The 26,604-nt window shown below is 33.9% G+C and carries 27 protein-coding genes; 12 read left to right on the top strand and 15 right to left on the bottom strand.

Annotation, left to right across the window (positions count from 1 at the left end; genetic code table 11):
• Nucleotides 1-77 precede the first annotated feature (77 nt).
• From pruA to A0O34_RS15840, 3 genes are all read left to right on the top strand, one after another.
• A complete protein-coding gene (gene pruA, locus A0O34_RS15850) occupies nucleotides 78-1,703 on the top strand; it encodes an L-glutamate gamma-semialdehyde dehydrogenase (RefSeq protein ID WP_066756620.1) in 1,626 nt (541 codons plus the stop codon).
• Between the two features lie 260 nt (nucleotides 1,704-1,963).
• Nucleotides 1,964-2,182, top strand: a complete 219-nt coding sequence (locus A0O34_RS22120; protein WP_082891176.1) for a cytochrome C551 — start codon at nucleotides 1,964-1,966, stop codon at nucleotides 2,180-2,182.
• Between the two features lie 250 nt (nucleotides 2,183-2,432).
• Nucleotides 2,433-2,636, top strand: coding sequence for a hypothetical protein (locus A0O34_RS15840; protein WP_066756615.1), 204 nt, complete (start codon nucleotides 2,433-2,435; stop codon nucleotides 2,634-2,636).
• A gap of 106 nt (nucleotides 2,637-2,742) precedes the next feature.
• Here the strand turns inward: A0O34_RS15840 and A0O34_RS15835 are convergent, their stop codons facing one another.
• Both A0O34_RS15835 and A0O34_RS15830 read right to left on the bottom strand, forming a co-directional pair.
• Nucleotides 2,743-3,639 (bottom strand): hypothetical protein, encoded by an 897-nt coding sequence (locus A0O34_RS15835; RefSeq protein ID WP_157886042.1) that lies wholly within the window; start codon nucleotides 3,637-3,639, stop codon nucleotides 2,743-2,745.
• 257 nt (nucleotides 3,640-3,896) lie between these two features.
• Entirely contained in the window at nucleotides 3,897-5,501 is a 1,605-nt protein-coding gene (locus A0O34_RS15830; RefSeq protein ID WP_066756610.1) for a tetratricopeptide repeat protein, read from the bottom strand.
• A 289-nt stretch (nucleotides 5,502-5,790) separates the two neighbouring features.
• Here A0O34_RS15830 and A0O34_RS15825 point away from each other — a divergent pair, with 289 nt between their 5' ends.
• Complete coding sequence (locus A0O34_RS15825) at nucleotides 5,791-6,951, top strand: thioredoxin family protein (protein ID WP_066756607.1); 1,161 nt, start codon at nucleotides 5,791-5,793, stop codon at nucleotides 6,949-6,951.
• Nucleotides 6,952-7,089: 138 nt separating this feature from the next.
• Here A0O34_RS15825 and A0O34_RS15820 read toward each other — a convergent pair whose 3' ends face one another.
• The 7 genes from A0O34_RS15820 to A0O34_RS15790 form a co-directional block, all read right to left on the bottom strand.
• Nucleotides 7,090-8,403, bottom strand: coding sequence for a hypothetical protein (locus A0O34_RS15820; RefSeq protein ID WP_066756604.1), 1,314 nt, complete (start codon nucleotides 8,401-8,403; stop codon nucleotides 7,090-7,092).
• Between the two features lie 233 nt (nucleotides 8,404-8,636).
• A complete protein-coding gene (locus A0O34_RS22625) occupies nucleotides 8,637-8,927 on the bottom strand; it encodes a transposase (RefSeq protein WP_228394302.1) in 291 nt (96 codons plus the stop codon).
• 50 nt (nucleotides 8,928-8,977) lie between these two features.
• Nucleotides 8,978-9,322, bottom strand: a complete 345-nt coding sequence (locus A0O34_RS22620) for a transposase (protein WP_066756601.1) — start codon at nucleotides 9,320-9,322, stop codon at nucleotides 8,978-8,980.
• Between the two features lie 255 nt (nucleotides 9,323-9,577).
• Nucleotides 9,578-10,366: a hypothetical protein gene (locus A0O34_RS15805; protein ID WP_157886041.1), complete on the bottom strand. Its 789-nt coding sequence runs from the start codon at nucleotides 10,364-10,366 to the stop codon at nucleotides 9,578-9,580.
• Between the two features lie 2 nt (nucleotides 10,367-10,368).
• A complete protein-coding gene (locus A0O34_RS15800) occupies nucleotides 10,369-11,130 on the bottom strand; it encodes a hypothetical protein (RefSeq protein WP_157886040.1) in 762 nt (253 codons plus the stop codon).
• Nucleotides 11,131-11,137: 7 nt separating this feature from the next.
• Nucleotides 11,138-11,890, bottom strand: coding sequence for a hypothetical protein (locus tag A0O34_RS15795; RefSeq protein ID WP_066756590.1), 753 nt, complete (start codon nucleotides 11,888-11,890; stop codon nucleotides 11,138-11,140).
• Nucleotides 11,891-12,397: 507 nt separating this feature from the next.
• Nucleotides 12,398-13,420, bottom strand: coding sequence for a 3-oxoacyl-ACP synthase III family protein (locus tag A0O34_RS15790; RefSeq protein ID WP_066759768.1), 1,023 nt, complete (start codon nucleotides 13,418-13,420; stop codon nucleotides 12,398-12,400).
• Nucleotides 13,421-13,493: 73 nt separating this feature from the next.
• Between A0O34_RS15790 and A0O34_RS15785 the strand changes: the two genes are divergently transcribed.
• The 5 genes from A0O34_RS15785 to A0O34_RS15765 all read left to right on the top strand — a co-directional run bounded on the left by A0O34_RS15785 (nucleotide 13,494) and on the right by A0O34_RS15765 (nucleotide 18,909).
• Nucleotides 13,494-14,393, top strand: a complete 900-nt coding sequence (locus A0O34_RS15785; RefSeq protein WP_066756587.1) for a magnesium transporter CorA family protein — start codon at nucleotides 13,494-13,496, stop codon at nucleotides 14,391-14,393.
• 423 nt (nucleotides 14,394-14,816) lie between these two features.
• Nucleotides 14,817-16,403: a patatin-like phospholipase family protein gene (locus A0O34_RS15780; RefSeq protein WP_066756584.1), complete on the top strand. Its 1,587-nt coding sequence runs from the start codon at nucleotides 14,817-14,819 to the stop codon at nucleotides 16,401-16,403.
• Nucleotides 16,404-16,446: 43 nt separating this feature from the next.
• Nucleotides 16,447-17,916 carry an FAD-binding oxidoreductase gene (locus A0O34_RS15775; protein WP_066756581.1) on the top strand — a complete coding sequence of 490 codons (1,470 nt, stop codon included), beginning with the start codon at nucleotides 16,447-16,449 and terminating at the stop codon, nucleotides 17,914-17,916.
• Nucleotides 17,917-17,925: 9 nt separating this feature from the next.
• Nucleotides 17,926-18,429: a DUF2199 domain-containing protein gene (locus A0O34_RS15770; protein WP_066756578.1), complete on the top strand. Its 504-nt coding sequence runs from the start codon at nucleotides 17,926-17,928 to the stop codon at nucleotides 18,427-18,429.
• Complete coding sequence (locus A0O34_RS15765; RefSeq protein WP_066756575.1) at nucleotides 18,430-18,909, top strand: hypothetical protein; 480 nt, start codon at nucleotides 18,430-18,432, stop codon at nucleotides 18,907-18,909.
• Between the two features lie 330 nt (nucleotides 18,910-19,239).
• Here the strand turns inward: A0O34_RS15765 and A0O34_RS15760 are convergent, their stop codons facing one another.
• Entirely contained in the window at nucleotides 19,240-19,770 is a 531-nt protein-coding gene (locus A0O34_RS15760; protein ID WP_066756572.1) for an NAD(P)H-dependent oxidoreductase, read from the bottom strand.
• A 91-nt stretch (nucleotides 19,771-19,861) separates the two neighbouring features.
• On the opposite strand from A0O34_RS15760, the gene A0O34_RS15755 reads away from it, so the two are divergent.
• Nucleotides 19,862-20,227 carry a winged helix-turn-helix transcriptional regulator gene (locus tag A0O34_RS15755; protein WP_066756569.1) on the top strand — a complete coding sequence of 122 codons (366 nt, stop codon included), beginning with the start codon at nucleotides 19,862-19,864 and terminating at the stop codon, nucleotides 20,225-20,227.
• Nucleotides 20,228-20,488: 261 nt separating this feature from the next.
• On the opposite strand, the gene A0O34_RS15750 is transcribed toward A0O34_RS15755, so the two are convergent.
• The 4 genes from A0O34_RS15750 to A0O34_RS15735 all read right to left on the bottom strand — a co-directional run bounded on the left by A0O34_RS15750 (nucleotide 20,489) and on the right by A0O34_RS15735 (nucleotide 23,176).
• Nucleotides 20,489-21,040 carry a DNA-3-methyladenine glycosylase I gene (locus A0O34_RS15750; RefSeq protein ID WP_066756563.1) on the bottom strand — a complete coding sequence of 184 codons (552 nt, stop codon included), beginning with the start codon at nucleotides 21,038-21,040 and terminating at the stop codon, nucleotides 20,489-20,491.
• The gene (locus A0O34_RS15745; RefSeq protein WP_066756561.1) at nucleotides 21,037-21,357 is read right to left on the bottom strand and encodes a MazG-like protein; all 321 of its coding nucleotides are present in this window, start codon (nucleotides 21,355-21,357) and stop codon (nucleotides 21,037-21,039) included. The genes A0O34_RS15750 and A0O34_RS15745 overlap by 4 nt, the downstream gene beginning before the upstream one ends.
• On the bottom strand, nucleotides 21,344-22,234 hold the full coding sequence (locus tag A0O34_RS15740) for a helix-turn-helix domain-containing protein (protein ID WP_066756559.1): 891 nt from the start codon (nucleotides 22,232-22,234) through the stop codon (nucleotides 21,344-21,346). The genes A0O34_RS15745 and A0O34_RS15740 overlap by 14 nt, the downstream gene beginning before the upstream one ends.
• A 135-nt stretch (nucleotides 22,235-22,369) precedes the next feature.
• Entirely contained in the window at nucleotides 22,370-23,176 is an 807-nt protein-coding gene (locus tag A0O34_RS15735; protein ID WP_066756557.1) for an SDR family oxidoreductase, read from the bottom strand.
• 169 nt (nucleotides 23,177-23,345) lie between these two features.
• Here A0O34_RS15735 and A0O34_RS15730 point away from each other — a divergent pair, with 169 nt between their 5' ends.
• Together A0O34_RS15730 and A0O34_RS15725 are read left to right on the top strand one after the other, a co-directional pair.
• Complete coding sequence (locus A0O34_RS15730; protein ID WP_066756554.1) at nucleotides 23,346-23,723, top strand: hypothetical protein; 378 nt, start codon at nucleotides 23,346-23,348, stop codon at nucleotides 23,721-23,723.
• A gap of 55 nt (nucleotides 23,724-23,778) precedes the next feature.
• Complete coding sequence (locus A0O34_RS15725; RefSeq protein WP_066756551.1) at nucleotides 23,779-24,792, top strand: TQO small subunit DoxD; 1,014 nt, start codon at nucleotides 23,779-23,781, stop codon at nucleotides 24,790-24,792.
• Between the two features lie 189 nt (nucleotides 24,793-24,981).
• On the opposite strand, the gene A0O34_RS15720 is transcribed toward A0O34_RS15725, so the two are convergent.
• Nucleotides 24,982-26,556, bottom strand: a complete 1,575-nt coding sequence (locus A0O34_RS15720) for a DHA2 family efflux MFS transporter permease subunit (RefSeq protein ID WP_066756548.1) — start codon at nucleotides 26,554-26,556, stop codon at nucleotides 24,982-24,984.
• Nucleotides 26,557-26,604: the final 48 nt, after the last annotated feature.

Below are 26,604 nucleotides of genomic sequence, written 5' to 3'. Positions count from 1 at the left end.
GTTTCTATCGATTTTCAGTCCAAATTAAATGTTGTAAATTTGTATCATTAGCAAATTAAAAAATAATACAACGTAATATGTCAAAAGCAATTTCGCAAGTACCATTTGCAGTAAATGAACCGGTAAATTCTTACGCACCGGGAACTCCAGAAGTTAAAAGCCTTATCGCTCAATACAAAAAAATGTGGGCAGAGAAGATAGAAATCCCAATGGTTATTGACGGTAAAGAAGTGAAAACTGGTGATACAGTTCAACTTCAGTCGCCTCAGAATCATGCTCATGATTTTGGTTTTTACCACAGAGGTACAATGCAACATGTAGATGATGCCATCAATTCTGCATTAGCTGCTAAAAAAGAATGGAATGAGCTAGGTTGGGAACACCGTGCTGCAATCTTCTTAAAAGCTGCTGATCTATTGGCAGGACCTTACAGAGATGTAATCAACGCGGCTACAATGATCGGACAATCTAAGAATGTTCATCAGGCTGAAATTGATGCAGCTTGTGAGTTCATCGATTTCTTGAGATTCAACGTAGAATTTATGACAGAAATGTATTCTGAGCAACCAGTTTCTGATGCAGGAATCTGGAATCGTGTAGAATACAGACCATTAGAAGGATTTGTTTTTGCAGTAACTCCGTTCAACTTTACGGCTATTTCAGGAAACTTGCCAACTTGTATGGCAATGCTTGGAAACGTAGTAGTTTGGAAGCCTTCTGATAAGCAAATCTATTCTGCAAAAGTAATCATGGACGTTCTTATTGAAGCTGGTCTTCCAAAAGGAGTTATCAACATGATTTTCACGGACGGAAAAGAAACTGCTGAGAAAGTATTGGCACACAGAGATTTCGCAGGACTTCACTTTACAGGTTCTACAAAAGTTTTCCAGGGAATGTGGAAAATGATTGGTGATAATATTCATAACTACAGAACATATCCAAGAATTGTTGGAGAAACTGGTGGAAAAGATTTCGTTATCGCTCACCCTTCTGCTAATGTAGAAGCTGTTGCGACTGGTTTAGTGAGAGGTTCTTTCGAATATCAAGGGCAGAAATGTTCTGCTGCTTCAAGAGCTTATATTCCTAAATCTCTTTGGACTGATGTGAAAAAAGTAATGGAAACTCAGATCGCTTCAATTAAAATTGGTTCTCCAGAAGATCCTTCAAACTTTGTAAATGCAGTTATCGATAAAAATTCTTTCGAAAAATGTAAAGGATATATCGACAGAGCGAATGCATCAAGCGAGGCAAACGTTGTAATCGGTGGAAAAGTAGATGATTCTAAAGGATGGTTTGTAAATCCAACAGTGATTGAAACTACAAATCCTCAGTATGAAAGTATGGTTGAAGAAATCTTCGGACCTATCTTATCTGTTTTCGTTTACGAAGATGCGGATTGGACTGAAACATTGAAAGTTGTTGATTCTTCTTCTCCTTATTCATTAACAGGTTCTGTGTTTGCACAAGATCGTTATGCGGTAAACGAAGCTTTCAAAGCATTAGAAAATGCATCTGGAAACTTCTACATCAATGACAAGCCGACTGGTGCCGTTGTTGGTCAGCAGCCTTTCGGAGGTGGTAGAGCTTCAGGAACTAACGATAAAGCAGGTTCTAAAATGAACTTACTAAGATGGACGTCTGTAAGATCTATCAAAGAAACTTTTGTTTCTCCTAAAGATTACAAATACCCATACCTAGGATAATATGAGTAATAAATAATGGGCAATGAGTAATTTTGTCCGTTAATTAAATACAGCCTCGGAACTTTGGTTTCGGGGCTTTTTTTTAATTATAATTGATAAATGGCTTTAAAAATCAAATATTATTTTGAAAACTAATTATTTTTCTACATTACAATCAATTTTTAACAAAATTTAAACTATTTTATTGATATTTTAATAATTCATGACCCCATTTCGGAATAGTTATTGAATACTTACTCATACACCAAAGGATAAATATTATGAAAAAGTTTTTGTTATTAAGTTTAGGTTTAGGATTAATTGCAGTGAGCTGTGGAACTAAAGAATCATCAATGTCGTCAAGTAGCTCCGATTCAGCTGCGGTAGATACCAATAAAATGCAATCTTCAACATCTACCACAGACTCGACAGTTACCACGACAAATCCTGATAGTATCAAGATTAAGATGGACACTGTTACTGCTCCTGCAAGCAAATAAAGTAAAACTTTAAGTCTAACTTTAACACGGAAAATCCACAGATGAAAGCTCTGTGGATTTTTTTACGCGTTTTTGAATATCCTGATTTCTTTAATAGGATTTTATCCTATTCTTGGTTAAGTCGCCCCTTTGGGGCTCCCTGTTTGATTGGAGATATATTTAACATCTTTTATCTTTTATCTTTTATCTTTTATCTTTTATCTTTTTAATCATTATATTTGATTACTACTAAACAATTAAAGAAATTATTATGAAAAAACTATGGATCGGAGCCGTTTTAGGTTTATTTTTTTTAGGAAGCTGTGCAGATAAAAAAGCAAACAGAGAAGAATTTAAAGATGAGCATGATAAAAGCGCCATGAGAAACGATATGGGAGATTCTGCCGTTGCCAATTCTGAACATGCTCCTGCTGACACAATGAAAGCAAAAACAGATACTTTAAAAAATAAATAAATAAATAAAACAAAACCGCAGTAATTCTGCGGTTTTGCACTTAAAAAAACTTGACTGAAAAAACCGGGCAATCATCCCGATTGTATTGTATAAGAATTTTCTTATTCTATTCTCCGCCTAAATAAATAAACGTATTTACGACCAAATAAGCAGACCTGTTATCCACAGAATTTCCGGTTCCTCCTGTAGGAATTGTTGCAATCCCTGCCAACGAGTGTGTATGCGCTCCTCCAGATGCTGTATTCCCCATGATACCAACTCCACCCCAAGAGGTAGGCGTACTGTTACCTTGATAATTTCCGGAGCCGTTATTTCCTACCGTTGTTCCTCCTAAAAGAAAACCACCTTGTCCCGCAGCGTGGCTGTGTGCTCCACCACTTTCAGCGATACCGCTTACAACACCTACAAAATTAATGTTAGGTAGATTTGATCGTGTAAGGATAATTAAGTTATCACCGCCTTCACTTCCCAGCATTTCAGTACCACTTCTGCTTTTCAGCACTCTATCCGTAGCATCCGGTAAGCTTTCGGTAAAACCTAAACTTGCTGCTGCTGACTGTGCTTCTGCCGGAAGTGTGGAAATATTTCTTCCATTCAGTAAATACCATCCATTATGGTCAACTGATTTTACTGAATTTTTAATATCACCGGAACTTTTAGCATTCAGCGTTTTTTCGTCTCCCTGCATCATTTTCTGCCAGATTTTTCCATCGAAAAAATAAAGTCCAGAAGAGGTTACATTCGTTGTTTTTGAAGTTGCTGAATTTACCGGAGCGGTTGCATAAACAATAGTTCCGGCATGCATGTCTGAGTATTTAGCATCTCCTGCTCTCATTTGATCTCCCGTTAGTCTCGGGGGCAATATACCCTCCGCTGTGGATCCGTCGCGCTTTTTTGCGGTTACATCCAAGCTCGCTATTGGTTCAGCTGTATTAATTCCTATCTGCGCAATGGCAAGATTTGATAATACAGATGCCATAACGACTGTTAAAGTTGTCTTCATCCGTTTAATTTGTTACTAGTTTAATGGTTATTGATTGGTGAAAAATACTCCTCAATATTCTACATCAGTTAGTAGTTTTTGGTTTTAGTGTTTAGGTGTGGTGTTACAAGACGCCCTTAAAAAATTTCTAGAAAAATTAATAAATATTCGTCCCATAAAACTGAGGCAAATATATGAAAGTGACCACCTTACGTAAAACAAATGGCTGTCTGTTTTCAGGAAAATGGAAAGGATCCGTTAATATTCAATTAACATGTTTAATTATTTTCCTGAAAATGAATACTTTTATCTAATTGATTTTCAGTGTCAAGCAATTTAATATAAGCAGAAGGAGAAAAGTCGGTAACCGCCCTAAAGATAGAAGCAAATTTACTGTGAGAAGAAAAACCACATTCTTCTGCCAATATACTGATCTTATATTGCCTGTATTTTTCATCATTAATAAGCTTATCAACAATGTAATTGATCCTCAACCTATTGATATATGATTTAAAGTCAGCGCTTTTATGCTGGTTGATCACATAAGAAAGATATTTCGTATTCGTATTGAGCTCTCCCGAAAGGAAAGGAAGAGACATGTTTTTGTTGTTGTATAAATTTCCTTTTTCAAAATCATTAAGGAGTTCCAGAAGCTTAGTTTCTGTTTCTGCCGTCATCAAAGATTCACTGCGTTTTTTACCGGTTTCATTTTCTTTATCATCAAGCTCTTCTACGGAAATATTAGAGAAATCAACATCTGGGGATTCTTCTTTATCTTTTTCCGTGAATTTTTGCTGACTTCTAATGATACTTCTAAGTTTTGAACGCTGTTTTTTCTGTTTAGATCTAAAAAATACAAACAATCCGCCCAACGCAATACACAAAATGACAATCGCAATATTTTTCGCTATACTTATCTGAACATTTCTCTTACTTGATACTTCCGTATTTAGTTTTTCATTGGCAAATGCATTGTTTTTAGCATTAATCTGCTCATAGATCTTAACATATTTTACAGCGTATAATGAAGCTTTTTCGGTGTCCTCTATTCCCTCATAATAATCATTAATATTAGCATAAACACCTTTTCTGAGATCTAACTGATGATTGTTTTCTGCAATTTTTTCAGCTTTGGAGAGATAAATTTCAGCTTCTTTCCATTGTTTTTGTTTTAAACGGATTCCGCCCAGTCCATTATAGATCCATCCTAAAAGACATGATGGTTCTTTAAGCAAAACTTCTGCTTTCTTATAATAGCTTTCAGCAAGGTCATATTTATTTTGTTTAAAATAAACATCTCCCAGCAAACGGTAGGAAGCTGCGGTAACAACCTCTTCTCCTATTATTCCGACTTTTTCAAAAAAACTTAATGAGATTTCAAGATATTTTACAGCATTTGGATAATTTCCAAGTTCCATTTCATAATGAGCCAATTCTTGGTTAAGAACACCCTGCGTTTCGTTATATCTCTTCGGATCTTGTATTTTTTTTGCTATTTCAAAGCCTTTTACGATATATTTTTTTGATCTTTCATGAAGCCCAACCAACCTATATTGAAGGGCAAGAAATTCAGTGATTCGGGAAGCAAGATCTGGATCGTTTACTTTAGCAATTAAAACATCAGCATTTTCTGCATAGCAGATCGCTTTTTTAAAATCTCCATTCTTTTGATATAAATTCGCAGAAAGCATCAGGCTTTGGGCTTTATGTAAAGGATCTTTGGAAGACTGGTAAATTGAGTCTGCGGTTTTCAAAGCCCCCGACCTATTTTTTTGAGACGTTTTTGCTAACGTTTCGTCATTGATACAGTCAATATTATTTTGAGCATATATTGGAGCCGTTGTGATTAAGAAAAACACAAGACTTTTTAGAATTTTGAGCATAAATTAATAAATTATTATTTGGATTTTATAATAATTCATCATTATCATGGTGTGTATTTTTAGTTTTTTACAAAAGTAGCGATATTTTACTTTTTATTAAAACATTCTTAATGATTAATTAATTTAATTATAATTCATATTTAAATTAATTTTAATAATAAGATATGAATAGTAAATCCTTCTTTCCAAAAGAATTATTATTTCTAAAGAAAAGTAGTGTAACTATTTTTTATCTATATCGACTCATGTGTTTACATAATTATTACATTTGTAATCATAAAAAGTATACATGAAAAAATTAGCAATACTCTCTTCCCTATTTATCGGGGTTCTTGCATTTGCGCAGGGAATTAAATTTGAAGATTCCAACTTCGCTACTATTTTAGCAAAAGCTAAGAAAGAAAAAAAAATTATATTTGTTGACGCCTATACAACTTGGTGCGGCCCTTGTAAACTAATGGCGAAGAATATTTTCCCACTTCAATCTGTTGGAGATTATTATAATTCCCACTTCATCAATGCAAAAATTGATATGGAGAAAGGTGAAGGCATCGATATTGCAAAAAAATATGGTGTAAGAGCATTTCCAACCTACTTATTTATTGATGGAAACGGAGAAGAAGTACACAGAACTTTAGGATATGTAGAAGAAAAAGATTTTATACAGTTCGCAAAAGATGCAGAAGACCCAAGCAAAAGACTAGGCGCTTTAAAGCAAAAATTTGAAAACGGAGAAAAAGATCCGGAATTTCTAAAAAATCTTGCAAAACTTACAATTTATACAGATTCCGAGTTTGCAGCAAAAGTTTTGGATCGAAAGTTTAAGCAGAATCCCAATTTAGATCAGGAGGATATGGAAATGTTGCTTTCAGGAACGAGAAGTTCGGACGGTTCTTTTTATAAATTATTTCAGGAAAGGAAAGCTGATATCATAAAAGTGTTTCCTGAGAGTGAGTATAATAAATTTGACAAGAGTATAAAGATTGGTACCATTCTTAAAAACGCTTATAATATTGATACAAAATCTTATAACGATACCTATTTCTTCACAGAAGCTCAGAAATTTTTAAGCAAAGAAGAAGCTGAAAAGGCCTTAAAAAAATCAAAATCTACCAGAGCTTTATTGGCTAAGGATTTTTCAAACTATGAAAAAATAAGCTTAGATCTTTACAAAGATACTTCTACTGCAAGTTCAGACGAATTAAACTCAGTTGCCTGGAATTTCTTTGAAAATGTAAACAACAAATCTTCTTTAGAAAAAGCTGTAGCATGGGCACAGGAATCTGTAAAAAAGAATCAAAGCTATGCAAATACAGATACTCTAGCTAATCTTTACAACAAAGTAGGAGATAAAAATAATGCTAAAATATGGGCAGAAAAAGCGATCGAACTTGCGAAAACTGCAGGAGAAGATTTTTCTGATACCGAGAAATTATTGAAAAGTCTGTAACACAACTTTTTTTAATAGCACGAAAAAAGACGAGTCAATTATGGCTCGTCTTTTTGTTTTGAAGATTGTATAACAACTTGTTATTATTATGTTTAAAAATATATTTAACAAATATTCAAATTATCGTTTTATCAATAATTAATCTATACGTACAATTGCCACTGAATAATTAGCAGTAACATTTCCTGTTGTACCATAGGCTACCGCTTGAAACCTCAAGACATCACCTGCACTCATTTTTACAATAGTAGGATTAACCACAGTCATGTTTACAGGAGCCCCTCCAACTTCAGGAGAATTTATTTTTGTAGCTGTTAAAGAATATGATGAATTATTCAGCAGTATGAAAGTTAATCCTGTATATCCATCTCCTGAATCTTCTGTCGTTGGTCGCTGAGGATAGCTCACTACATAATCTACTTTATATAACCCGGCTGAAGATGCGGTAAATGTAGACCCATTAAATTCATTAAGATTATCAAAAGTTTCTGTTGGCAATGTTGTATTATCAATATTATAAACTGTATTATTTGATACTAATGTTACGTTGCCTATTACTCTTGATGCACTTATACTTGAAGAAGTCTGTAGCTGAGCTACTCCTGTACTATTTACCACTAATGTCCCCGTTTTACCGGAAGAGGGCTGCAACCCTTCCAATCTCAAAGGATTAGTACCATTTACATGCAAAAGATTAGTAGGGGTAGCTGTCCCAACACCTACATTTCCTGTTCCTTTGATACGCATTAATTCATTAGAACTAGCTCCACCCGTAACTCCTGCATAGAATACATGATCGGTAGTTGTTCGGTCTGCCTGATAGCGCATAATTCCTGAATTCACTCCAAAACCGTAGAATTCATGATCATTATTACCCGTTTCATATAACACTATTTTACGGTTACCTACTGTATTTCCAAACTGTAATGGTGCGTGCGGGGCTGCAGTGCCTATTCCTACTCTATTATTAAGAGCATCTACCGAAAACGTACTTCCATCTACAGAAAACCCGTTAACAGCATTTGAACTAAAGGCCAATGTATTTGTACCTTGTGTTACCAGCCTGTTTCCTGTAAGGCTACCGTCTGTATTGTAAATATTTACAGAAGGAAAAGTAGAATTTTCAGGATTATGCAATTTTACCCATGCCGTTCCATTAAAATAATAATATCCTTCTGCATCTACATTAATCGTAGTATCTAATTGCGTTCCCGTAACAGCATTATTTATATAAATCATGGTAGAAATAGGAACTGAAGCCATACTTTGAGCTCTCAATCTGTCTACACGAGGAACTAAAAGACCGTCTACATTGTTTGTAGATCCGGTAGCATTTTTTGCAGTAACATCTAGTGTAGAGGCAGGCGCTGAGGTATTAACACCTACCTGAGCATTGCTTTTTATAGATAAAATAGAAAAAGCAACAATAAAAGGTAAAACTATTCTTTTCATATTTATTTTATTTTTATATTATTATTGTAAATCTACAAATTTTTACCATATAAAGTTCAAATATATAGCATTATCAATATTTAAATCGAAAATTTAAACAAATATGATAAAATAATTAATAATTAATTTATATTTTAAACTAAAAATAAACATTGATATAATAAAATTCTATTGGATATAGAATAAGTAAATCTTATTTAATACAAAAAAATTATTATTAATTAAGAGCCTGTTTAAATTTTATTGAGTAATAATTTTATAGCAGATAATTTGACCATGTTTTCAGAGGATTCCATTAGGAGTTCATAATTTCTGCATAATCTTCTATCATTATCAAACCAGGAAAGAGTACGTTCAACAATCCATCTTTTATGTATGGGTTCAAATTTTTTTTCTTTTTTATCGTTTCGCATAACGATTTGAATAATATAACCAAACTTAGTTTTTATTTCTTCAATAATATCTCCTCTGTAGCCTCCGTCCGCCAGGATTACCTCAAGCGGAATGAGTAAATATCGCAGCATTTTCATCAGTAACAATATGCCTTTTGACTCCTTTTACTTTTTTACCTCCGTCAAAAGCCATTGAGTGAACGATTGTTTCCCCAGCGAACGCTTTGACTGTCCATAATTCCCAAACATGTCTCTGCTTTCTGACCTCTGTTTCGTCGTACTTTTTCCCTTAATTTTGATAATAATAAATCGAAAATTTCCAGATTTGACCATTTTGAATAATAGTAATAAACCAATTGCCATTTTGGAAAATCATGAGGTAAGAGTCTCCATTGGCAGCCTATTTTTATCAAATAGCTGATAGCATTCCAAATGATAATCAAATCATATTTTCGTTTTCTGTCATCAAAATCTAATGCTTTTTTTATAAATTGCCACTGGGTTTGGGCTAAGTCCGTTGAATACATTGATATTTTTTGTTTTGCAACTCTAAAATGGCAATTTTTATTCAACTTCTTACCCTTACTCTTTTATCTTTTTATACAGGCTCTTAATATTAAAAATTAATTTAATAATCACTTAATAATCGCAAAACAAAAAAGTAGACATTTCTGTCCACTTTAATTTATTATTTAAATGAAATTTAATACCATCATTGATATCGGTACCAAGATCAGGATTTTTTCTTGTGGATAAATCCATTTCTTCACTACATTATTTGATTAAAAGTGTTTTCTTACGGTAATACTAGAATTTGTATTTATAGATATTGTACTCGAAAGTGTATCTCTCATTCTAAACTGTATTTGTATTACTGTATTTGCAGGAAGTATTCCCATCCAGTATAGTGGCATATCACCACTAGTTCCACCAATTGATGTACCAAAATAAGAAGTAGACAAAACAGTATTAGTGGTTACATTCAGGATACGTGCACCAAAAGATTTAGAAGTACCATTATTATTTGACAAACTTAATGACACATCTCCAAAAAATGAATATAACCCTGTCGCAGGTATTGTAAATGTACCACCGCCGTGAATATTTCCATTATCAAATCTTTCAGTAGCAAAATTCATTGTTGTCCATGTTGAATATGCGGATGCTATATAAGATACAGATGAAGCTAGAGGACTACCTGAGAATAATAAATGGGTAGTGTTTTTATTATCAACCTCGGCTCTTACATCTGAAACTTCTCCTATGTTTTCCCAGTTCATTCCAGTCCATATATAAAAAATATCTTTAAATACATTGGAAGGAGAAACTCCTGCATCAGCTAAATTATAAACAATTGTACCCTGCTCAGGTGAAGTGGCAGAAGAAGTCACAGGGATCGTAGTCATATCATTAATATCTGTAAGCTGTACTCTCGGAATTAGCAATCCTTTATTGGTACTATTCAAATCTAAAATAGTATTCGCATCAGGTGCGCTTGTGCCTATTCCCACCTGAGCCTTCATGAAAAAGCTAAGCAATAGTAATGATATATATAGAAATTTTATCTTCATAATTATTGGTATTTGTAAATATTAAGTGTTCCCGTTTGTATGCTATAATTATTATCAGTATATACATATCTAAAATCCAGAAGATCGTTCACGGATAAATTTTGAGTTGTTATTAATGTAGTATACATTCTGTTACTCACATTGTTAAACCTTCCTGATATTGAAATCAGAGTTGTCCCGCCTTTGGTTATCCTTAAAACAGGTGTACCTCCATTATTTCCTGTGTTAGACATATCTGTAACAAATTCTAGCATATAAATTCCGGTAGAAGGGATTTTAAATTGATTATTTGTCATATTCCATCCCAAATACTTATCAAATAATATTTCTGGCGTAGATAAATTAAGTACTGTATAGCCACCTCCTGCTGTAAATCCAACAGGAACATTAGGTTTTTGCCCGATCGCCGCACTGAAAATAAGTAACGGAATCTGTGAAGATGAAATAACAGCTTCTGTCGCAGAATAAGATGCCTGAGAATGATATTTGCTATCACTTCCCCAATAAGTTATCCCTTTCGCAATATCATTATTAATATCTGTATTGGTATTATAAATCATTACACCGTTAGCCGGTGACAAAATAGGAGTGACAGCATTTGTTCTGTTGGTAACAGATAAGTTTGGGATTCTTAAAGCTTTATTATTTGCATCCAATTTTAAAATCGCTGCCGGTGAAGAGTTAGCAGAGCCTATGATTACCTGGGCACTCCCCATAATGGCCATTATAGTAAGTAATAAAGTAATTATTATTTTAAATTTCATAAGATTATTAATTATTAGAGATTCTTGAAATAGAAACATTAGTGTTGGCAATTTGATAAGCCGTATTTGATGATTGAGCTCTGAATGTGATAACATCTCCCAATGCAAGTCTTAAAGTACAAGTACTAGACACCCCTCCAAACTGATATCTTTTATCAGTACCATATGTACAAACATTATTGCCGTTTTTTTGTACAAATACTAATGCTCCGCTATCAATATCACCGGATGTATTTCTGATATCGACCGCATAGGAAATTACATAACCTCCGGCTTTCTGGATAGTATACCCTGTAAATACTCCTGCTGCCCCCTGAGCTCCTGCCGGTGAATTCTGATACAAAGTATTGAATGTAAGATTTGTAATAGTATTTGCAGCTATACTTGCTGAAGTACCAATATTACTTGCCGCAAATACAGGAGTAATAAATGGAATTTTATCAACTTCTGCCTGTATATTGGTTTTACTCCACATTTTCTCCCATACTGTTCCATTAAAAGCATATACACCTTTATCAACAGCATTGGTCCCTGATCCTACAATAGCTTTATTATAAACAATAAAACCAGTTTTAGGATTGGCAACAGTGGTAACATCAGCCGTTGAGGTAAGGGAAACTACAGGGAGAAGAACCCCTTTATTAGTAGCTTTTACATCTAAAATAGCAGAAGGATCAGGTGAGGTTATTCCTATTCCTACACTTCCGTTTTGGGCATACATAAAGCCTCCCAAAAGGATTAATAAAATACTTTTTTTCATTTGTGTGATAAATTTTAATAAATAGGTAAGCTTGTACAGCTTATTGATGATTTCTAAGATTTATTAAATTGATACTTAGATATGAAATTTTACTTTTGTGCATTAAAGTAACATGCACGGAAATATCAAGGGTAGCCATTTTGTTTTTAAATTCTGTCATCGCTTTGTGTTTAATAATTATAGCAAATAGATAAAAAATTAGACCAAACTCAAAAAAATGGGTATACCATTTATATACCACTTTCGTTTAAACAACTGACAATCTGTTAATTAAATTTATTTAATTAAAAATTAATATATAAATTAATAAATAATAGCCATCTATCTAAAACTATAATTATTAACAACAAAAAAGCACCAATTATATTAATAGTATTTTTATTTCGTAAGAATAATGAAATACATATACCTTTCAGCATTATATAACAAATAATACTCTGAAATTTGGAAAACAAAAAAACCGTAGATCTATTATCCACGGTTTTTGTTTTATTATATTGATTTGATTTAATATTCAAATAAAATACTTCCCCAAGTGAATCCACTTCCGAAAGCTGAAAGAAGAACCAAATCCCCTCTTTTGATTTTACCTAATTCAATCGCTTCATTTAAAGCAATTGGAATAGATGCTGCAGTAGTATTTCCGTATTTCTGAATATTATTATGAATTTTTTCATCCGGCAGTCCGAATTTTTGCTGTACAAATTGAGCAATTCTCAAATTCGCCTGATGTGGAATAAACATATCAAGATCTTCAATCGTTTTTCCTGCTTTGTCTAAAGCTTCCTGCATCGTTTCAGGAAATCTTGTTACCGCATGTTTGAAAACGAAATTTCCGTTCATGATAGGATACACTTCTTTATCAGTCACGTTTTCAGGTTCTTTTCTCATTCTGTCGCTCCATCCGTATTTAGAACCCGGGAATTGAGTACACAATTCATCTGCGTATTTTCCTTCAGAATGCATATTCATTGCTAAAATATCACCTGCATTGGCATCTTCACTTGCAGAAAGGACAACCGCCCCTGCGCCATCTCCGAAAATTACGGAAACTCCCCTTCCTTCATCAGAAAAATCTAATCCGAAAGAATGAACTTCAGCACCAACCACCAAAATATTTTTATATGTTCCGGATTTTATGAAAGCATTGGCAACACTCATTGCATACACAAACCCTGAACACTGATTTCTCACATCCAAGGCTCCGATCGTATCACAACCCAACATATCCTGAAGCAAAACACCACAACCAGGAAAGTAATAATCCGGAGAAAGCGTTGCGAAAACAATATAGTCTATATCTTTAGCCGTTAAACCCGCTTTTTCCAGTGCTTTTTCTGAAGCTTTAAAACCTAAATAAGCGGTAGTTTCCTGAGAATCATTTCTGTTTTTACGGTGTCTTCTTTCTTTGATACCGGTTCTTTCCGTGATCCATTCATCATTTGTGGTCATTAATTTAGCTAAATCATCATTTGTTACAACATTATCCGGCACATAAAATCCGATTCCTTTTATTGTACTTTTAATCATATAGTTTTTTAATTTTGCCAAAGATAAAACTTATTTAACACATAGTTTTTCAAAATATTAGTATTTTTACTTTATGCCAATTGATACGATATACAGAGACTCCCAATGCGAATGGGTAGATGTAGAAGCTCCCACAGCGGAAGACATGAAATTTCTTCATGAAAGATATGAGATCAACAATCTCCTTCTGGAAGATACCTTAGACCCTAATCATTTACCAAAATATGAAGAGGACGGAAGCGTAAAGTTTTTCCTCTTCCGTGAAAGCACCGAATTAGAGAGAAAAAATCTCAACACCATCAGCGATATCAGCACCAAAATAGGTGTTTTTCTTTTGGGTAATACCATTATTACTGTCCACAGGATGAAGACCAAAAGTATTAATGAAACAAAAAAGCAGCTTTCTTGCTCAACAACTGAAACAACTACGCAGAATATCGCCTTAATGATCGCTTTATTAATGATGAAAAGTTTCGATGATGAGTCTGTAAGTTTAATGGAAACGATGGATAATATTGAAAATGAGATTTTTCTTAAAAATACAAACCATACCAATCAGATTCGAAGATTATACAAACTGAAAAGAAAATCAGGATTAAATTCAAGAGTATTGACGATTTCCACAGATGCGATCGATAAATTTAAACTTTTGGGATTACAGGATTCTGAAGTCGTCGATTTAAAGGATAAACATAAAGATGTTGTGGCAGATTTTGATCATCTCAATATACAAATCACCAACTTAATCGGAATGTTTTTAGCACTTTCGGATCAAAAAGCGAATCAGGTGATGAAAGTTTTGGCGATTTATTCGGTTTATTTTTTACCAATTACCTTTATTGCAGGGGTTTATGGAATGAATTTCGATAATATGCCTGAGCTACATACAAAGCACGGGTATTTTTATACTTTAGGTTTAATGGCGCTAATTGTGATCTGTACCTTTATATATGCAAGAAGAAAACAGTGGTAGAATCACTTAATGGTTAGGGTGAAAATACGTATGTTTTTAAGATTGATTTTAATTAATTTTAATGTGTAGAACTGATTATTATACTGTTGATTGATGTTGGTATACACAAAGGCGCAAAGCTAATTGAATATGTTGTTTTTAAGGCGCAAGGATTTTATCTTCGATAAAATTGATTGTGTTATAATTGAACGTACACTTTGTCATTCGGGAGGAATCTATACATGGTAATTAAACTTAATAATTTAGATTCCTCTGGAATGACAAAAAAGGGTTTTAAATAATTCATATAAAACGAAAATCTTTGATTTTCTTGCGCCTTAAAAACACGCACAAAGTAAAAAACTTTGCGCCTTTGCGTTTACCAACATTAAGCAAAAAAAAATTAAGCATCAAGCAAAAAAACTAAAAACCACCAAACCAACTATGAAAACCGAAATTCTTAACAAAATTCTTGATGAAAATGTACTTTCTCAGGAATCAAAAGACAAGCTCACAGCTTTGCATGAAAATATTTCGTCCAAAGAATTTTCTGACCTTCTGGATGCTCACGGAAATCAATATGTAGAATTTGTGCAGGAAGGTGGCGGTGTCTGGGGAAGTGCACTGGTAGGTTATCTCTATGGTTTGGAGATCTTTGGAGTTCGTTTTCTGAAAATTGCGGGAACGAGTGCCGGAGCCATTAATACGATGTTGATTGCAGCCTGCAGAACTAAAGAAGAAGCCAAAAGTGAGGTGATAAGAGAAATCCTTTTCAATTGGAACTTCGCCGATTTTATGGATGGGAAAACGTATGTAAAAACCACCATTCATGCGATGCTGAATAACAAGAATTTCCTGAAAATAAATGCCATTATTGCGGCTGTGCTCATGATTATTCTGGTCGTTATTCCGTTTGCGCTTTCTTCGGAAACTACTTTGAACGCGAAATTGCTTTTCCTTGTTCCGCTCATTCCGATTATCATTGCATTTTTTTGTATTAAAAAGTTTTATAATGATTTCAGGAAACAAAATAGCGGACTCAATCCCGGAAAAGCTTTTTTAGATCAAATGACCGATGTGATGAACGGGTTTGGGATAAAAACCGTTGCCGAACTTAATGATAAATTCATCCAAAAGGAACGTCAGCTTAACCTCAACTACCGCTACGGAAATGAGCAGGAATATTATGCCATCGCTCTTAACAGTATTGAAGAAATTAAGGTTAATAATTTAGAGCATATCGACCAGACCCGCTACAGAATATTCTACGAAAGCGCCGTAAACAATGATTATTATAAAAACAATCCTTTCTATTTACTAAAATCAGAATACATCGTCATCACAACCGACATTAATGCTAAAATTAAAGTTGAACTTCCTACGATGGCCAATTTATACTGGTCTGAGGAAGAAATGAAACGCATCAGTCCGGCCGAGTTTGTGCGTGCTTCGATGTCGGTTCCTTTCTTTTTTGAACCTTTCCAAAAGAGAATCGATAAAGATGATGATTCTGTGAAATATGCCTGGAAATTCTGGATGAATACCAAACAGGAAGACATCTACCCTGTCGGCGTTTTTATTGATGGCGGAAGTATTTCTAATTTCCCGATCGATCTTTTTCATTCGAGTGATGTTTTTTATCCGAGGATGCCTTTGTTTGGGGTACAGCTCACCAGCGACTCCGATATTCTATCCGAAAAAGGAAAAACGAGCGAACAAATCCTAAAATCACCTTTCTCATTTGCCGGAAATATCCTCAGTACTTTAAAAGGTTTTAATGATAAATCTTTCCTTACGAAGCATACTTTTTACCATTCTTTCAGCATTCAAACCGTGAATTGCGGTGAAAGCAGCTGGCTGAATTTCTTCATGAAAAGAGAGGAAAAAGAAGATCTTTTCAACAGAGGCTTTGTGGCAGCACTGGATTTTCTCAATCAATTCGACTGGGAAAAATACAAATGCGAAAGAATGATGCTTTCTATGAAGGAGAAAAAAATCTTGAAGGAGGAAGATACGAAGACGGTGGGGTAAGGAAATTTGAGTATTTTTAGCTCCTAATTATTTTGTAAAATATATGAAGAAAAAACATTTTTTAATTCTCGGAATTGTAGTAATTCTAATTTTCATTTCAATTCCTATTATTCATGTTTTCAAAACTAAATGGGCAGAATCTGAAAATAAAATTACTATTCCCAACGGGTACACTAATGATGCAAGCCAGTTAAATTTAACCAAAATAGATACTTTAATAAAAGTTCCGGAAACTAAACCTGAAATAGAAAAACAGCTTCGCCAAATATTAAAATATGCAAAGGAGAAGAATTTAAAAATTTCAATTGCAGGTGCGCAACACAGTATGGGAGGGCATTCTATTTATCCGAACGGAATTCTCCTCAATATGCTTCCTTATAAACAAATGGAGCTTGATGCAAAAAATAATATTCTTACTATAGGATCAGGTGCGCTTTGGGAAGATGCTATAAAATTTCTGGACAAGCATGGAAAATCAATTGCTGTGATGCAGGCTTTTAGTTCATTTTCAGTAGGCGGTTCTATGAGTGTTAATGGTCATGGCTGGCAAAAAGATTCGCCTCCAATTTCTTCAAGTGTAGTCTCATTTACTTTAATGAAAGAGAATGGAGAAGTGATTAATTGCAGTAGAAATGAAAATCCGGAGCTTTTTAAATTAGTTATTGGTGGATATGGACTTTTCGGAATCATTCTCGATGTCAAGTTAAAAGTAGTTGATAATCTTGCTTTACAATATAAATACATTCGTTTAAGTTCAGACAATTATGTTGATTATTACAAAAAATTTATTTCAGATAACCCGAATGTGAACTTAGTTTTTGGAAGATTAAAAATATCTAATAAACGTTTTCTAGAAGATGCAACGATTAATTATTTTGAAAAAACAGATGAAAAACCTTTATCACTTCCTGCACAGGATGCAAAAAACGAAGAAACAAAACGTTTAGTTTTTAGAAGTACTGTGAACAGCGAATATGGAAAAAGACTTCGTTGGGATTTGGAAACAGGAATGAACAGAGTTACAAAAAATGCTGTTTATTCGAGAAATGAATTATTGAACGACCATGTTTCTCTAATTGAAAATAAAGATCCAAATTCTACAGATCTTTTACAGGAATATTTTATTCCAGCACGAAATTTTAACCAATTTATAGAAGATATAAAACCTATTTTAAAATTTTCTCAGATTGACTTACTCAACATCACCATTCGAGCTGTAAATAAAGATGAAGATAGCCATATGAACTATGCAAAGGAAGATGTCTTTGGCTTTGTTTTTTTGTTTAATCAAAAGAAAACAGATCAGCAGGAACATAAAATGAAAATTCTTACCAACAAATTAGTTGATGAAGCCATAAAAAATGAAGGAACTTTTTATCTTCCGTATCGGCTTCATATAGATCGAATGAAAATGAGAAAAGTTTATCCTCAAACTGATTCATTTTTTCAACTCAAAAAGAAATATGATCCTAAAGAAATCTTTGAGAATAAGTTTTATCTCCATTATAAATAAAAAAATCTAATGACGAAATACATCTGCCAATGCTGCGGCGAAGAAAAAGAAGATTGGCCTGCAATAGCCTATTCTGCACCATATCCGTATTTCCAATTGACCGAAGAAGAATTGGAGAATTCTGAACTAACTTCAGATTTATGTATCATAAAATATTCTGATGAAACGTGCTACTTTGTGCGAGCAGTTCTCGTACAGGAAGTCAATAACAATTGCCAAGATCTTGAATATGGAATTTGGGTTTCATTAAGTGAGAAAAGCTTTAATGAATACGTTGAGAATTATGACAATGACGATTTTGAAGGAGGATATTTCGGATGGCTTTCAAATTACCTTCCAGACTATGATTTTCAAGAAACTATTCCTACCGATGTATTTGTCAACAATAAAGTAGGAAGGCCTTTTGTTTATCCTCATGAAAGTTTTGAGCATCTTTTTGTTAATGATTTTTATAGTGGAATTTCAAAAGAGGAAGCAGAAAGGAGAATTGATATTGTTTTAAATAGAAATTAAATGAACTGGATCATCAGAAGCACAAAAATTGTAAAATTTCATACCAACCTACTTGAAGTTTTAAAACCAATTTGGAAAGATTTTATTGATTATGATTGGGTTTTAACAGATTTAGATTTTATGACAGATGATGAGATACCTATCAATTTTGACAAAGATTATTTTGTTTTAAATAAGGAAGAATTTGAAACGCTTTATCAATCTAGCACTCAAATAATTTGGGGAATTATTTCTGCTGTTCCTAAAAACACTCAAATAGATTTTAATCTTATTTCAAATTTATCTGCTGAAGATGAAAAAGCATGGAAACCTAATGAGTTTTTAATTGAAAAAGCCTTTCTTGAAATTGTAGCATACGACAGCGGATATACTATTGTGAAATTTAAAGATAAAAAACTCTCAAATCAGTTTAAAGAGTATTTTCAAGAAGAAGCAATTGATTTGGCTACATTTATAGAGATTTCTTCTACGTTGAAATGATAGACAGTATAAACACTAAAATTCATTTTTAAACGCAAAGTTTTATTATGCAACTATATTATTTTTAGAGAGCAAAGAAATGCGACAAAGTCGCTGATGAAGCAACCTTCTTAAGAATCAATTATATTGATTCACTTCTTTGCTCCCTTAAATATCCAAAATTTCAAATAAATCTTTGCGTTAAAAAAACTTTCAACCTGTTCTTTAAATTCTTCAAAAATTCATCCTAAAGACTAATAACAACAATTAATTTGTCTCTTTTTCCTATTTGGGTGGGTTTATAAATAGTAAAATACTTTCCTATGCAAACATAGGATACAAAATCAGTATCTACAACCCATCAATAAACTCCAAATACAACGGCACACTCCTTTCAATGGCTTCTGCAGAAGAATCCTGTTCAATTCCGTAAAAAACAAATGGTTCTTTGTAGTCTGCTTTTATGTAATCGAAAGTCAGTTCAAAAGGAGTCGTTAATTCTTTCATCGTGTATTTATATTTTCCGGATGCGCTGTAGCCTTCTTCATCAATTCCGGCGGTGATCGCCAAAGAAATCTTCTTCCCCCCTACTTTGTAACCGCTTTTGCTTCCGTACGCCCAGCCGTATAACACAACCTCATCAAACCATTTCTTTAAAAGTGGCGGACTGCTAAACCAATAAAACGGAAACTGAAAAACTATTTTATCATAAGATTCTATTAATTCCTGCTCTTTTAGAATATCAATCTTTTCATCTGGATATTCTTTGTATAATTGGTGAACTATGTATTTTTCGGGATATTTATTTAATTCATCGATCCATCTTTTATTGATTACAGATTTTTCTATTTGTGGATGAATGACAATAACTAATGTTTTCATTATATTTAAATTTCTACTACAAAAATAATATATGTAACTTACATTATAAACAGTAGTATCTCATTGTACGGTACTATAAAAAATGTAAGTAATGACTAAGATAAAGGAAACATCAACCAATTTTGCCAACAAAAAAGCCCTTTCAGATGAGTGTCTTGAAATTTATGCTTCAAATGTCATTGGCGGACAATGGTCTTTGGCGATCTGCTGTTATCTCATCAACGGAAAACTAAGATTTGGTGAATTGAGAAAACGTCTTCAAAATATTACGGAACGTATGCTTACCCTTCAACTTCGAAAATTGGAAGAAGATAAAATCATTAGAAGAACCGTTTTCGCAGAAGTTCCTCCCCGCGTTGAATATGAATTGACCGAGATTGGTTATAAATTAAAACCCATCATAGAAGAACTCGAAAAATGGGGAAAAGAACATAAAGAAATCTTGACAGAAAAATAGATTCGTTTTTCTAATTAGTTATAATGCTATTTTTATTGTTCCACAAGGGCAGGCGCCTGATGTTTCTGTGAGAAGTTTCAAGTAATATCATTCATTTTTCCTTCAAAAATATAAGTTTAGTTTGTCGAACTCTCCTATGGGTTAAATCAAAGTAGTTTCGTTTCGCAGGAAAGTCCGACAAAGAGAATCGAAATAAGTTTAAACTTTCGGAAATTCCGACGGCCTGAACTTATATTTTAGACATAAAAATTCAAAAAAATATTATTTTTTATTCCACATCGGATCATGTTTAAGAACATCCTGAAAAACAGGGCAACCTTCATCATGACATCCTTTTAAAAATCCAATGCTCATCAGAAATTCGTTGACAATTTCACCACCTGTGAATTTGAATGTTTTTTTGAATATTTTCATCCATTCCTGTAATGTTTTTGGATGATGATGCTCCAGCCATTTTTCGAAAGAACCGAATTCTTTTTGTAATTCGATGATGGTTTTGGCGTTTTCGATGGCAGCGTTTACTTTTAATTTATTTCTGATAATTCCGGGATCACTCAGAAGTCTTTCGCGGTCTTCTTCTGTGTAAGCCGCCACTTTTTGAATATCAAAATTATCATAAGCTTTTCTGAAAGTTTCTTCTTTCTTTAAAATCGTTTCCCAACTCAATCCTGCCTGATTGATCTCCATAACTAATCTTCCAAATAATTCATTATCATCATGAATCGGAAATCCGTAATGGTTATCGTGATAATTTTTGTGAAGTTCTTTTCGACTTTCTGGTTGCATTCCTGCTATGGCTGAACAATAACTCATTTTAATAAATTTTCTGTTTTGGTTAAAAACTTTTCTAAGGCTTCTTTCATATCAATTCCGGTTCGGTCTGCTAAGATAATCAGCCACCAGATATTTTCGCCTAATTTATGTTCAAGTTCTTCTGCAGCGTTTGATTTCCCCCATATTTTTTCATGTGACATTACATCTCTTCCCACCAAACCCGCATCCGTGAGATAAGCTAAAGCGTCCTGTTCTAAAGTCCATTCTTTACCATTTTGCTGAATTTCCAGCTGATGATATTTTTCTCTTATTTCTAAAGAGCGTTCTATGATTTTATCTAAATTATTTGGATTCATTATTAAATTTTTGAAGAGATTGTTTGTATTCGTTGGGGGTAACTTCTGTTTTCTTTTTAAATAATTTACTGAAAGACTGTGGATGTTCAAAACCGAGTTGATAAGCTGTTTCAGAAACCGAAAATTGAGATTCCGAAAGATATTCCTTAGCCTTTTCGATCAGTTTATCATGAATATGCTGTTGTGCGTTCTGCCCTGTATGATGTCGAAGCATATCACTCAAATATCTTGGCGTAAGGTTGAGTTGTGACGCTACAAATTCAACTGTCGGAAGACCTTTTATTCCTTTTTCTTTATCGAAAAAATCATTCAGAAGATCTTCCATTTTAGACAACAAATCATTATTTACGGATTTTCTGGTGATAAATTGCCTGTTGTAAAAACGATTGCTGTACGTCAGCAACAATTCTATCTGAGAAATGATAACATCCTGGCTGAATTGATCTATCCGCTCATTCAATTCATTCTGAATATTTTCAAAAACATCAGAAATCGTTTTCTTTTCTTTTTCAGAAAGATATAAAGCTTCTGCCGCAGAATAAGGTCTGATGAAATCGGGATGAATATGCAAAGACATTCCGCTATAATCAGCTTCTTCATGATCCATTCTGAGGATCTGACCGGGTGATACGAAAGACATTCCGCCATTTTCGAAATCATAATATCCCTGTCCGTACCGAATTTTCCCGTTGAATTTTGTTTTAAATGAAATTTTATAGAAATCCGATTTTGTTCCATTTTCAAAAATTTTAGGATCAAAACGTGTTTCTCCGTAATCAATAATACTGATCAAAGGATGCAACGGCGCCGAAATGCCCATTGCTTCATGCAAAACCGACAAAGATCGAAAATGAACTGGTGATTGGCTGGTTTTCATAATACAAATATAAGTTGAGATTGTGACAACTGTTTGTCAGGAGAGGGGAAATTTTGGATGGATGTTGGAAGTGCAAAGCTAGAAGTATAAAAGTCACGAATTAACTTCAAGCTTCCGTCTTCAAACTTCTGACCTTTAAAACTTAAAATCCGATTTTATTTTCTGTACCTGAGCCTCGGCTCCGATCTCTGCTCTTTCGTTATATAAAGTATTGGCGTCTTTTCCGGCAACGTATCTTAACTGATCTTTTCCGTCTGTAGCTGCTTCATAAACAACATTGGCAATATCTTCCGGTGTTGAATAATTTGCAACCTGCTCCGGGCTGTATCCTTCCTGAACTTTACTCATTAATTTTTGATAAGTGGCATGCTGGGCTCCATCCAGAGAACGTCCGGCAAAATCGGTTTGTATTCCTCCGGGAGCTACTACTTTTACTTTAATTCCAAATTGGGCTAATTCGTAACCCATACATTCTGAAAATCCGTCAACCGCAAATTTTGTTGCGCTGTAAATGGAGCATGTCGGAAAACCAATTAATCCAAAACTTGAAGTAATATTGATCAAAACACCCTCTTTTCTCTCCCTGAAATATGGTGTAAAAGCTTTTGTAATACGGATCACTCCCATCAAATTGGTTTCAATCTGCAATTTGATCTGATCATCCGTAAAAGCTTCCAAAGGTCCAACCAAACCGTATCCAGCATTATTTAAGGCTACATCTACTTTATAATTTTCAAGAACATAATCGATCGTTTCTTTAAGTTCTTGCGGATTGGCAACATCAAGTTTTAAAACCGTTACGTTTTCAAGTTGGGTAAGTTCTGTTTCGGCTTCAGGGTTTCTCATGGTTGCGATAACATTCCAGCCTTTGCTCTGAAATAATTTTGCCGTTGTTTTTCCTAAGCCTGATGAGGTTCCTGTAATAAAAATTGTTTTTTGCATTATAGTAAATTTTATACTGCAAAGTTGCTCAGAAGTCAGGATTTAAAAGTAGCCAAATTGAGTTTGGTTGTAGCTGTTTTGACGAAACATCTTCTCAAAATAAATCTTAAAAAGAAATTCTATATTAAACAATTAACTCCTTACATTCAAAAACCGTAGTTTTGTAAAGATGCCAATCACCAGAACATATATTAATTTTTATAAAACAATTGTAGTCATTCTACTTTTGGCTTTTTCATTATCTCCATGTTCTGTAAAAAGAAATGTTTTAGGTGTTTTTGATATTCAGCATATCAGTACTTTAAACAAAGTAAAAACGACTATTAGCCCGATGGGAAATTGCGATATTGCCCATCATAATTCTTCTTCAAAAACATCAGTTTCAAAGGCAGATTTCAAGTTTAATGAAGCTTTTCCTTTTAAATTAAACTCAGTTTTAAATTTTTCTGAGGATACAATTTCTCAAAACAACTATTCCGGAATGACTAGCGGAAATAGTCCGCCAAAGTATATTTTATATAAACAATTGAGGTTGAATTTGGTTTAGATTCAGTTCTAAGATCATTTTTTAACAATCAATTATTTAGTAAAATATCAATTCAATGAAAAATAGTACCAATCAGCCTACTGATATGGCTGGTTTATATACGTTGTCGATCCGTATGGTTATCGGGTGGACTTACTTCTCAGCTTTTTGGCGCAGACTCGTTCTTGAAAACAAACTCGATCCTGAAGAAGCAGGATATATCGGAGAAAAATTCAATCATTTTTTACCCAACGCTTTAGGCATCAAACCAATTATCGAATATTTGGTGACTCATCCGGAAGCTCTGCATACTTCAATGGTGACTTTTACTATTGTTGAAGCGGTTGTGGGATTATTCATTATTTTAGGTCTATTCACCAGATTAATGAGTATCGGAATTTTCGGGCTGGCTTTGGGAATCTTATTAGGTTCAGGCTGGATAGGAACAACTTGTTTGGATGAATGGCAGATCGGTGTTTTAGGAATTGCGGGTGGATTCACCTTATTTCTAACAGGAAGTGGTTCTTATTCACTGGATCAATATTTTTTGAAGAAGAATTTTAATTTCACTCAGAAAATAGGGTTCAAATGGTTAGGTTCAGGGACATTTCCTATTTTGAATCCTAAGCTTTTTGTATTGATCGGATCACTCCTTATTTTTGGACTTACGCTTTATACCAATCAATATTTTCATGGTGGAGTTTGGGGAACTTTGCATAATAAATCGGTAAAACCCAAAGTCGAAATTTCAAATATTTCGCTAAATAATTCAGATTTAAAGTTTGAGGTTTACAGAACGGAAGGCGTAGATGTTTATGGCTCTTTCCTCATTGGAATTCATATTTTAAATGAAAAAGGAGATATTTTAAAAGCATTAGATCAGACCGAACTTTCAAATTTTTCAAAAGAAAATATTAACAATCATTATGTAGCGAAAGTGAAAAATGGTAAATATAGCTTGATTATTCCGCTTGGGGCGAAAGCTGATTTAACCATTAGTATCGATGATCTTATGACTCAAAAAGATGAGATTCATACGTTGAAATTAATTGATATTAGTGGGATTGAATGGACGACAAGAATTAAATGATGTTTTTGAACCATTAAGGTTTTGTTAAGTTGTTAAGAATATTAAGTTTAGATCCTTCGACTACGCTCAGGATGACATCCCTAATACTAGATGTCTTTATTTATGCTGAAAAATATTCTTGTAATGAAATAATTTCCACAAAAAATCCTCCGAAAAGTTTCGGAGGATTTGTATTTATTTCAATAAAATTTAGTGTACACCACTTAAATCTATTTTTTCTTTGCTTTTTCGCTCTTTAACCAATAAGATAAACGGAATACAAACCAGGAAAGCAATTCCTAAATAAAGGAAAACGTCCATATAAGACAACACCGTTGCCTGTTTCGTGACCGTAAGATCAAGCATTTTGTATGCTGCATTCATTGCTGCATCGGGAGTCATCCCTTTTGCCATGAAGCTTGCTTTTAATCCAGCTAATCTTTGCTGGACATCAAAGTCATTGGAATCTAAATGGGAAACCAAATTAACTCTGTATTTCTGGCTAGCATTCGCAATAAATGTGGTAATGGCCGCGATCCCGAAAGATCCTCCCAGCTGTCTCATCATCCCTGTAAATGCTGCTCCTTGTCCAATTTCCTGACCTTTCAAAGTACTTAATGATAAAGAAGTGATCGGAATAAACAATAATCCTAATCCTGCTCCTCTTACCATCAACATCCAGAAGAAGGCGTCTTTACCGGTATCCGGAGTTAGAATTTTATATCCCCAGAAACTATAAACGAAGAACGTAAATAATCCTAACGATACTAAAATCTGTTGTTTTACTCCTTTCGAAAGCAACTTACCAATAATTGGCATCATGAAAGCGGTTGTTAACGCCGCCGGAATCATTAATGCTCCAGATTCTAAGGCCGTCCATCCCAAGATACTCTGAGTATATAAAGGAACAATAAATGTTGAACCATATAAACCAAATCCTAATACAAAGGACATGACCGTTCCGATCCTTAAATTACTGTTTTTTAAAACTCTCAGCTCTACAATCGGATATTTGAACGTAAGTTCTCGCCAGAGGAATAATATAAATCCTAAGACTGCTGATACGGTAAATAGGACAATCCATCCGCTTGCAAACCAGTCTTCTTCATGCCCTCTTTCTAAGATATACTGTAATGAACCTACGGTAATGGCCAATAAAGCAATTCCTAACCAATCTACATCTGAAGCTTTACGTTTTTCAGCATATTTCGGACTTTTTATAAACTGTAATGTCATTAAAGTTGCTGCAATCCCGATTGGAATATTAATATAGAAAATATATGGCCAACTGAAATTATCAACAATATAACCTCCTAATGGCGGACCTAATGTTGGACCAATAATTACTCCCAAACCATAAATAGCCTGAGCCATACTTCTTTTTTCAATCGGATAAGATTCTGTGATAATGGTTTGTGAGGTTACCAATAAGGCTCCACCTCCAATTCCCTGACATAATCTAAAGAATACCAACTCCCAAATATTATCTGCATTACCGCATAAAAATGAGAACACAGTAAATATGATAATAGAAGCTGCAAAGTAATTTCTTCGTCCGAACTGTTGAGAAAGCCAACTCGTCATCGGCACCACAATTACGTTACCAATGGCATACGCCGTAATTACCCAACCAACTTCAGAAAGTGTAGATCCCAGGTTACCTTTCATCTCGTTCAGGGCAACGTTCACAATCGTGGAATCCACAATTTCAAGCAAAGCACAAAGAATAGCTGTGATCGTAATGATCACTCTTCGGGCTCCATATTCTACTAATGAATCTTCCATAGTTTTTTTATAGGTATTAAAAAATTATGAGATTATGAGATCTAGAAA

It is taken from the genome of Chryseobacterium glaciei (assembly GCF_001648155.1).
Lineage (GTDB): Bacteria > Bacteroidota > Bacteroidia > Flavobacteriales > Weeksellaceae > Chryseobacterium > Chryseobacterium glaciei.
This window is presented reverse-complemented; position numbering and strand designations above follow the sequence as displayed.

Coding starts and splice junctions, on each gene's coding strand:
- pruA (WP_066756620.1), top strand. CDS start 78: ATGTCAAAAGCAATTTCGCAAGTACCATTTGCAGTAAATGAACCGGTA.
- A0O34_RS15725 (WP_066756551.1), top strand. CDS start 23,779: ATGAAAAATAGTACCAATCAGCCTACTGATATGGCTGGTTTATATACG.
- A0O34_RS15760 (WP_066756572.1), bottom strand. CDS start 19,770: ATGAAAACATTAGTTATTGTCATTCATCCACAAATAGAAAAATCTGTA.
- A0O34_RS15795 (WP_066756590.1), bottom strand. CDS start 11,890: ATGAAAAAAAGTATTTTATTAATCCTTTTGGGAGGCTTTATGTATGCC.
- A0O34_RS15730 (WP_066756554.1), top strand. CDS start 23,346: ATGCCAATCACCAGAACATATATTAATTTTTATAAAACAATTGTAGTC.
- A0O34_RS15830 (WP_066756610.1), bottom strand. CDS start 5,501: ATGCTCAAAATTCTAAAAAGTCTTGTGTTTTTCTTAATCACAACGGCT.
- A0O34_RS15840 (WP_066756615.1), top strand. CDS start 2,433: ATGAAAAAACTATGGATCGGAGCCGTTTTAGGTTTATTTTTTTTAGGA.
- A0O34_RS15825 (WP_066756607.1), top strand. CDS start 5,791: ATGAAAAAATTAGCAATACTCTCTTCCCTATTTATCGGGGTTCTTGCA.
- A0O34_RS15740 (WP_066756559.1), bottom strand. CDS start 22,234: ATGAAAACCAGCCAATCACCAGTTCATTTTCGATCTTTGTCGGTTTTG.
- A0O34_RS22120 (WP_082891176.1), top strand. CDS start 1,964: ATGAAAAAGTTTTTGTTATTAAGTTTAGGTTTAGGATTAATTGCAGTG.
- A0O34_RS22620 (WP_066756601.1), bottom strand. CDS start 9,322: ATGTATTCAACGGACTTAGCCCAAACCCAGTGGCAATTTATAAAAAAA.
- A0O34_RS15805 (WP_157886041.1), bottom strand. CDS start 10,366: ATGAAGATAAAATTTCTATATATATCATTACTATTGCTTAGCTTTTTC.
- A0O34_RS15750 (WP_066756563.1), bottom strand. CDS start 21,040: ATGAGTTATTGTTCAGCCATAGCAGGAATGCAACCAGAAAGTCGAAAA.
- A0O34_RS15800 (WP_157886040.1), bottom strand. CDS start 11,130: ATGAAATTTAAAATAATAATTACTTTATTACTTACTATAATGGCCATT.
- A0O34_RS15735 (WP_066756557.1), bottom strand. CDS start 23,176: ATGCAAAAAACAATTTTTATTACAGGAACCTCATCAGGCTTAGGAAAA.
- A0O34_RS15720 (WP_066756548.1), bottom strand. CDS start 26,556: ATGGAAGATTCATTAGTAGAATATGGAGCCCGAAGAGTGATCATTACG.
- A0O34_RS22625 (WP_228394302.1), bottom strand. CDS start 8,927: ATGCTGCGATATTTACTCATTCCGCTTGAGGTAATCCTGGCGGACGGA.
- A0O34_RS15755 (WP_066756569.1), top strand. CDS start 19,862: ATGACTAAGATAAAGGAAACATCAACCAATTTTGCCAACAAAAAAGCC.
- A0O34_RS15820 (WP_066756604.1), bottom strand. CDS start 8,403: ATGAAAAGAATAGTTTTACCTTTTATTGTTGCTTTTTCTATTTTATCT.
- A0O34_RS15775 (WP_066756581.1), top strand. CDS start 16,447: ATGAAGAAAAAACATTTTTTAATTCTCGGAATTGTAGTAATTCTAATT.
- A0O34_RS15790 (WP_066759768.1), bottom strand. CDS start 13,420: ATGATTAAAAGTACAATAAAAGGAATCGGATTTTATGTGCCGGATAAT.
- A0O34_RS15765 (WP_066756575.1), top strand. CDS start 18,430: ATGAACTGGATCATCAGAAGCACAAAAATTGTAAAATTTCATACCAAC.
- A0O34_RS15745 (WP_066756561.1), bottom strand. CDS start 21,357: ATGAATCCAAATAATTTAGATAAAATCATAGAACGCTCTTTAGAAATA.
- A0O34_RS15785 (WP_066756587.1), top strand. CDS start 13,494: ATGCCAATTGATACGATATACAGAGACTCCCAATGCGAATGGGTAGAT.
- A0O34_RS15835 (WP_157886042.1), bottom strand. CDS start 3,639: ATGAAGACAACTTTAACAGTCGTTATGGCATCTGTATTATCAAATCTT.
- A0O34_RS15780 (WP_066756584.1), top strand. CDS start 14,817: ATGAAAACCGAAATTCTTAACAAAATTCTTGATGAAAATGTACTTTCT.
- A0O34_RS15770 (WP_066756578.1), top strand. CDS start 17,926: ATGACGAAATACATCTGCCAATGCTGCGGCGAAGAAAAAGAAGATTGG.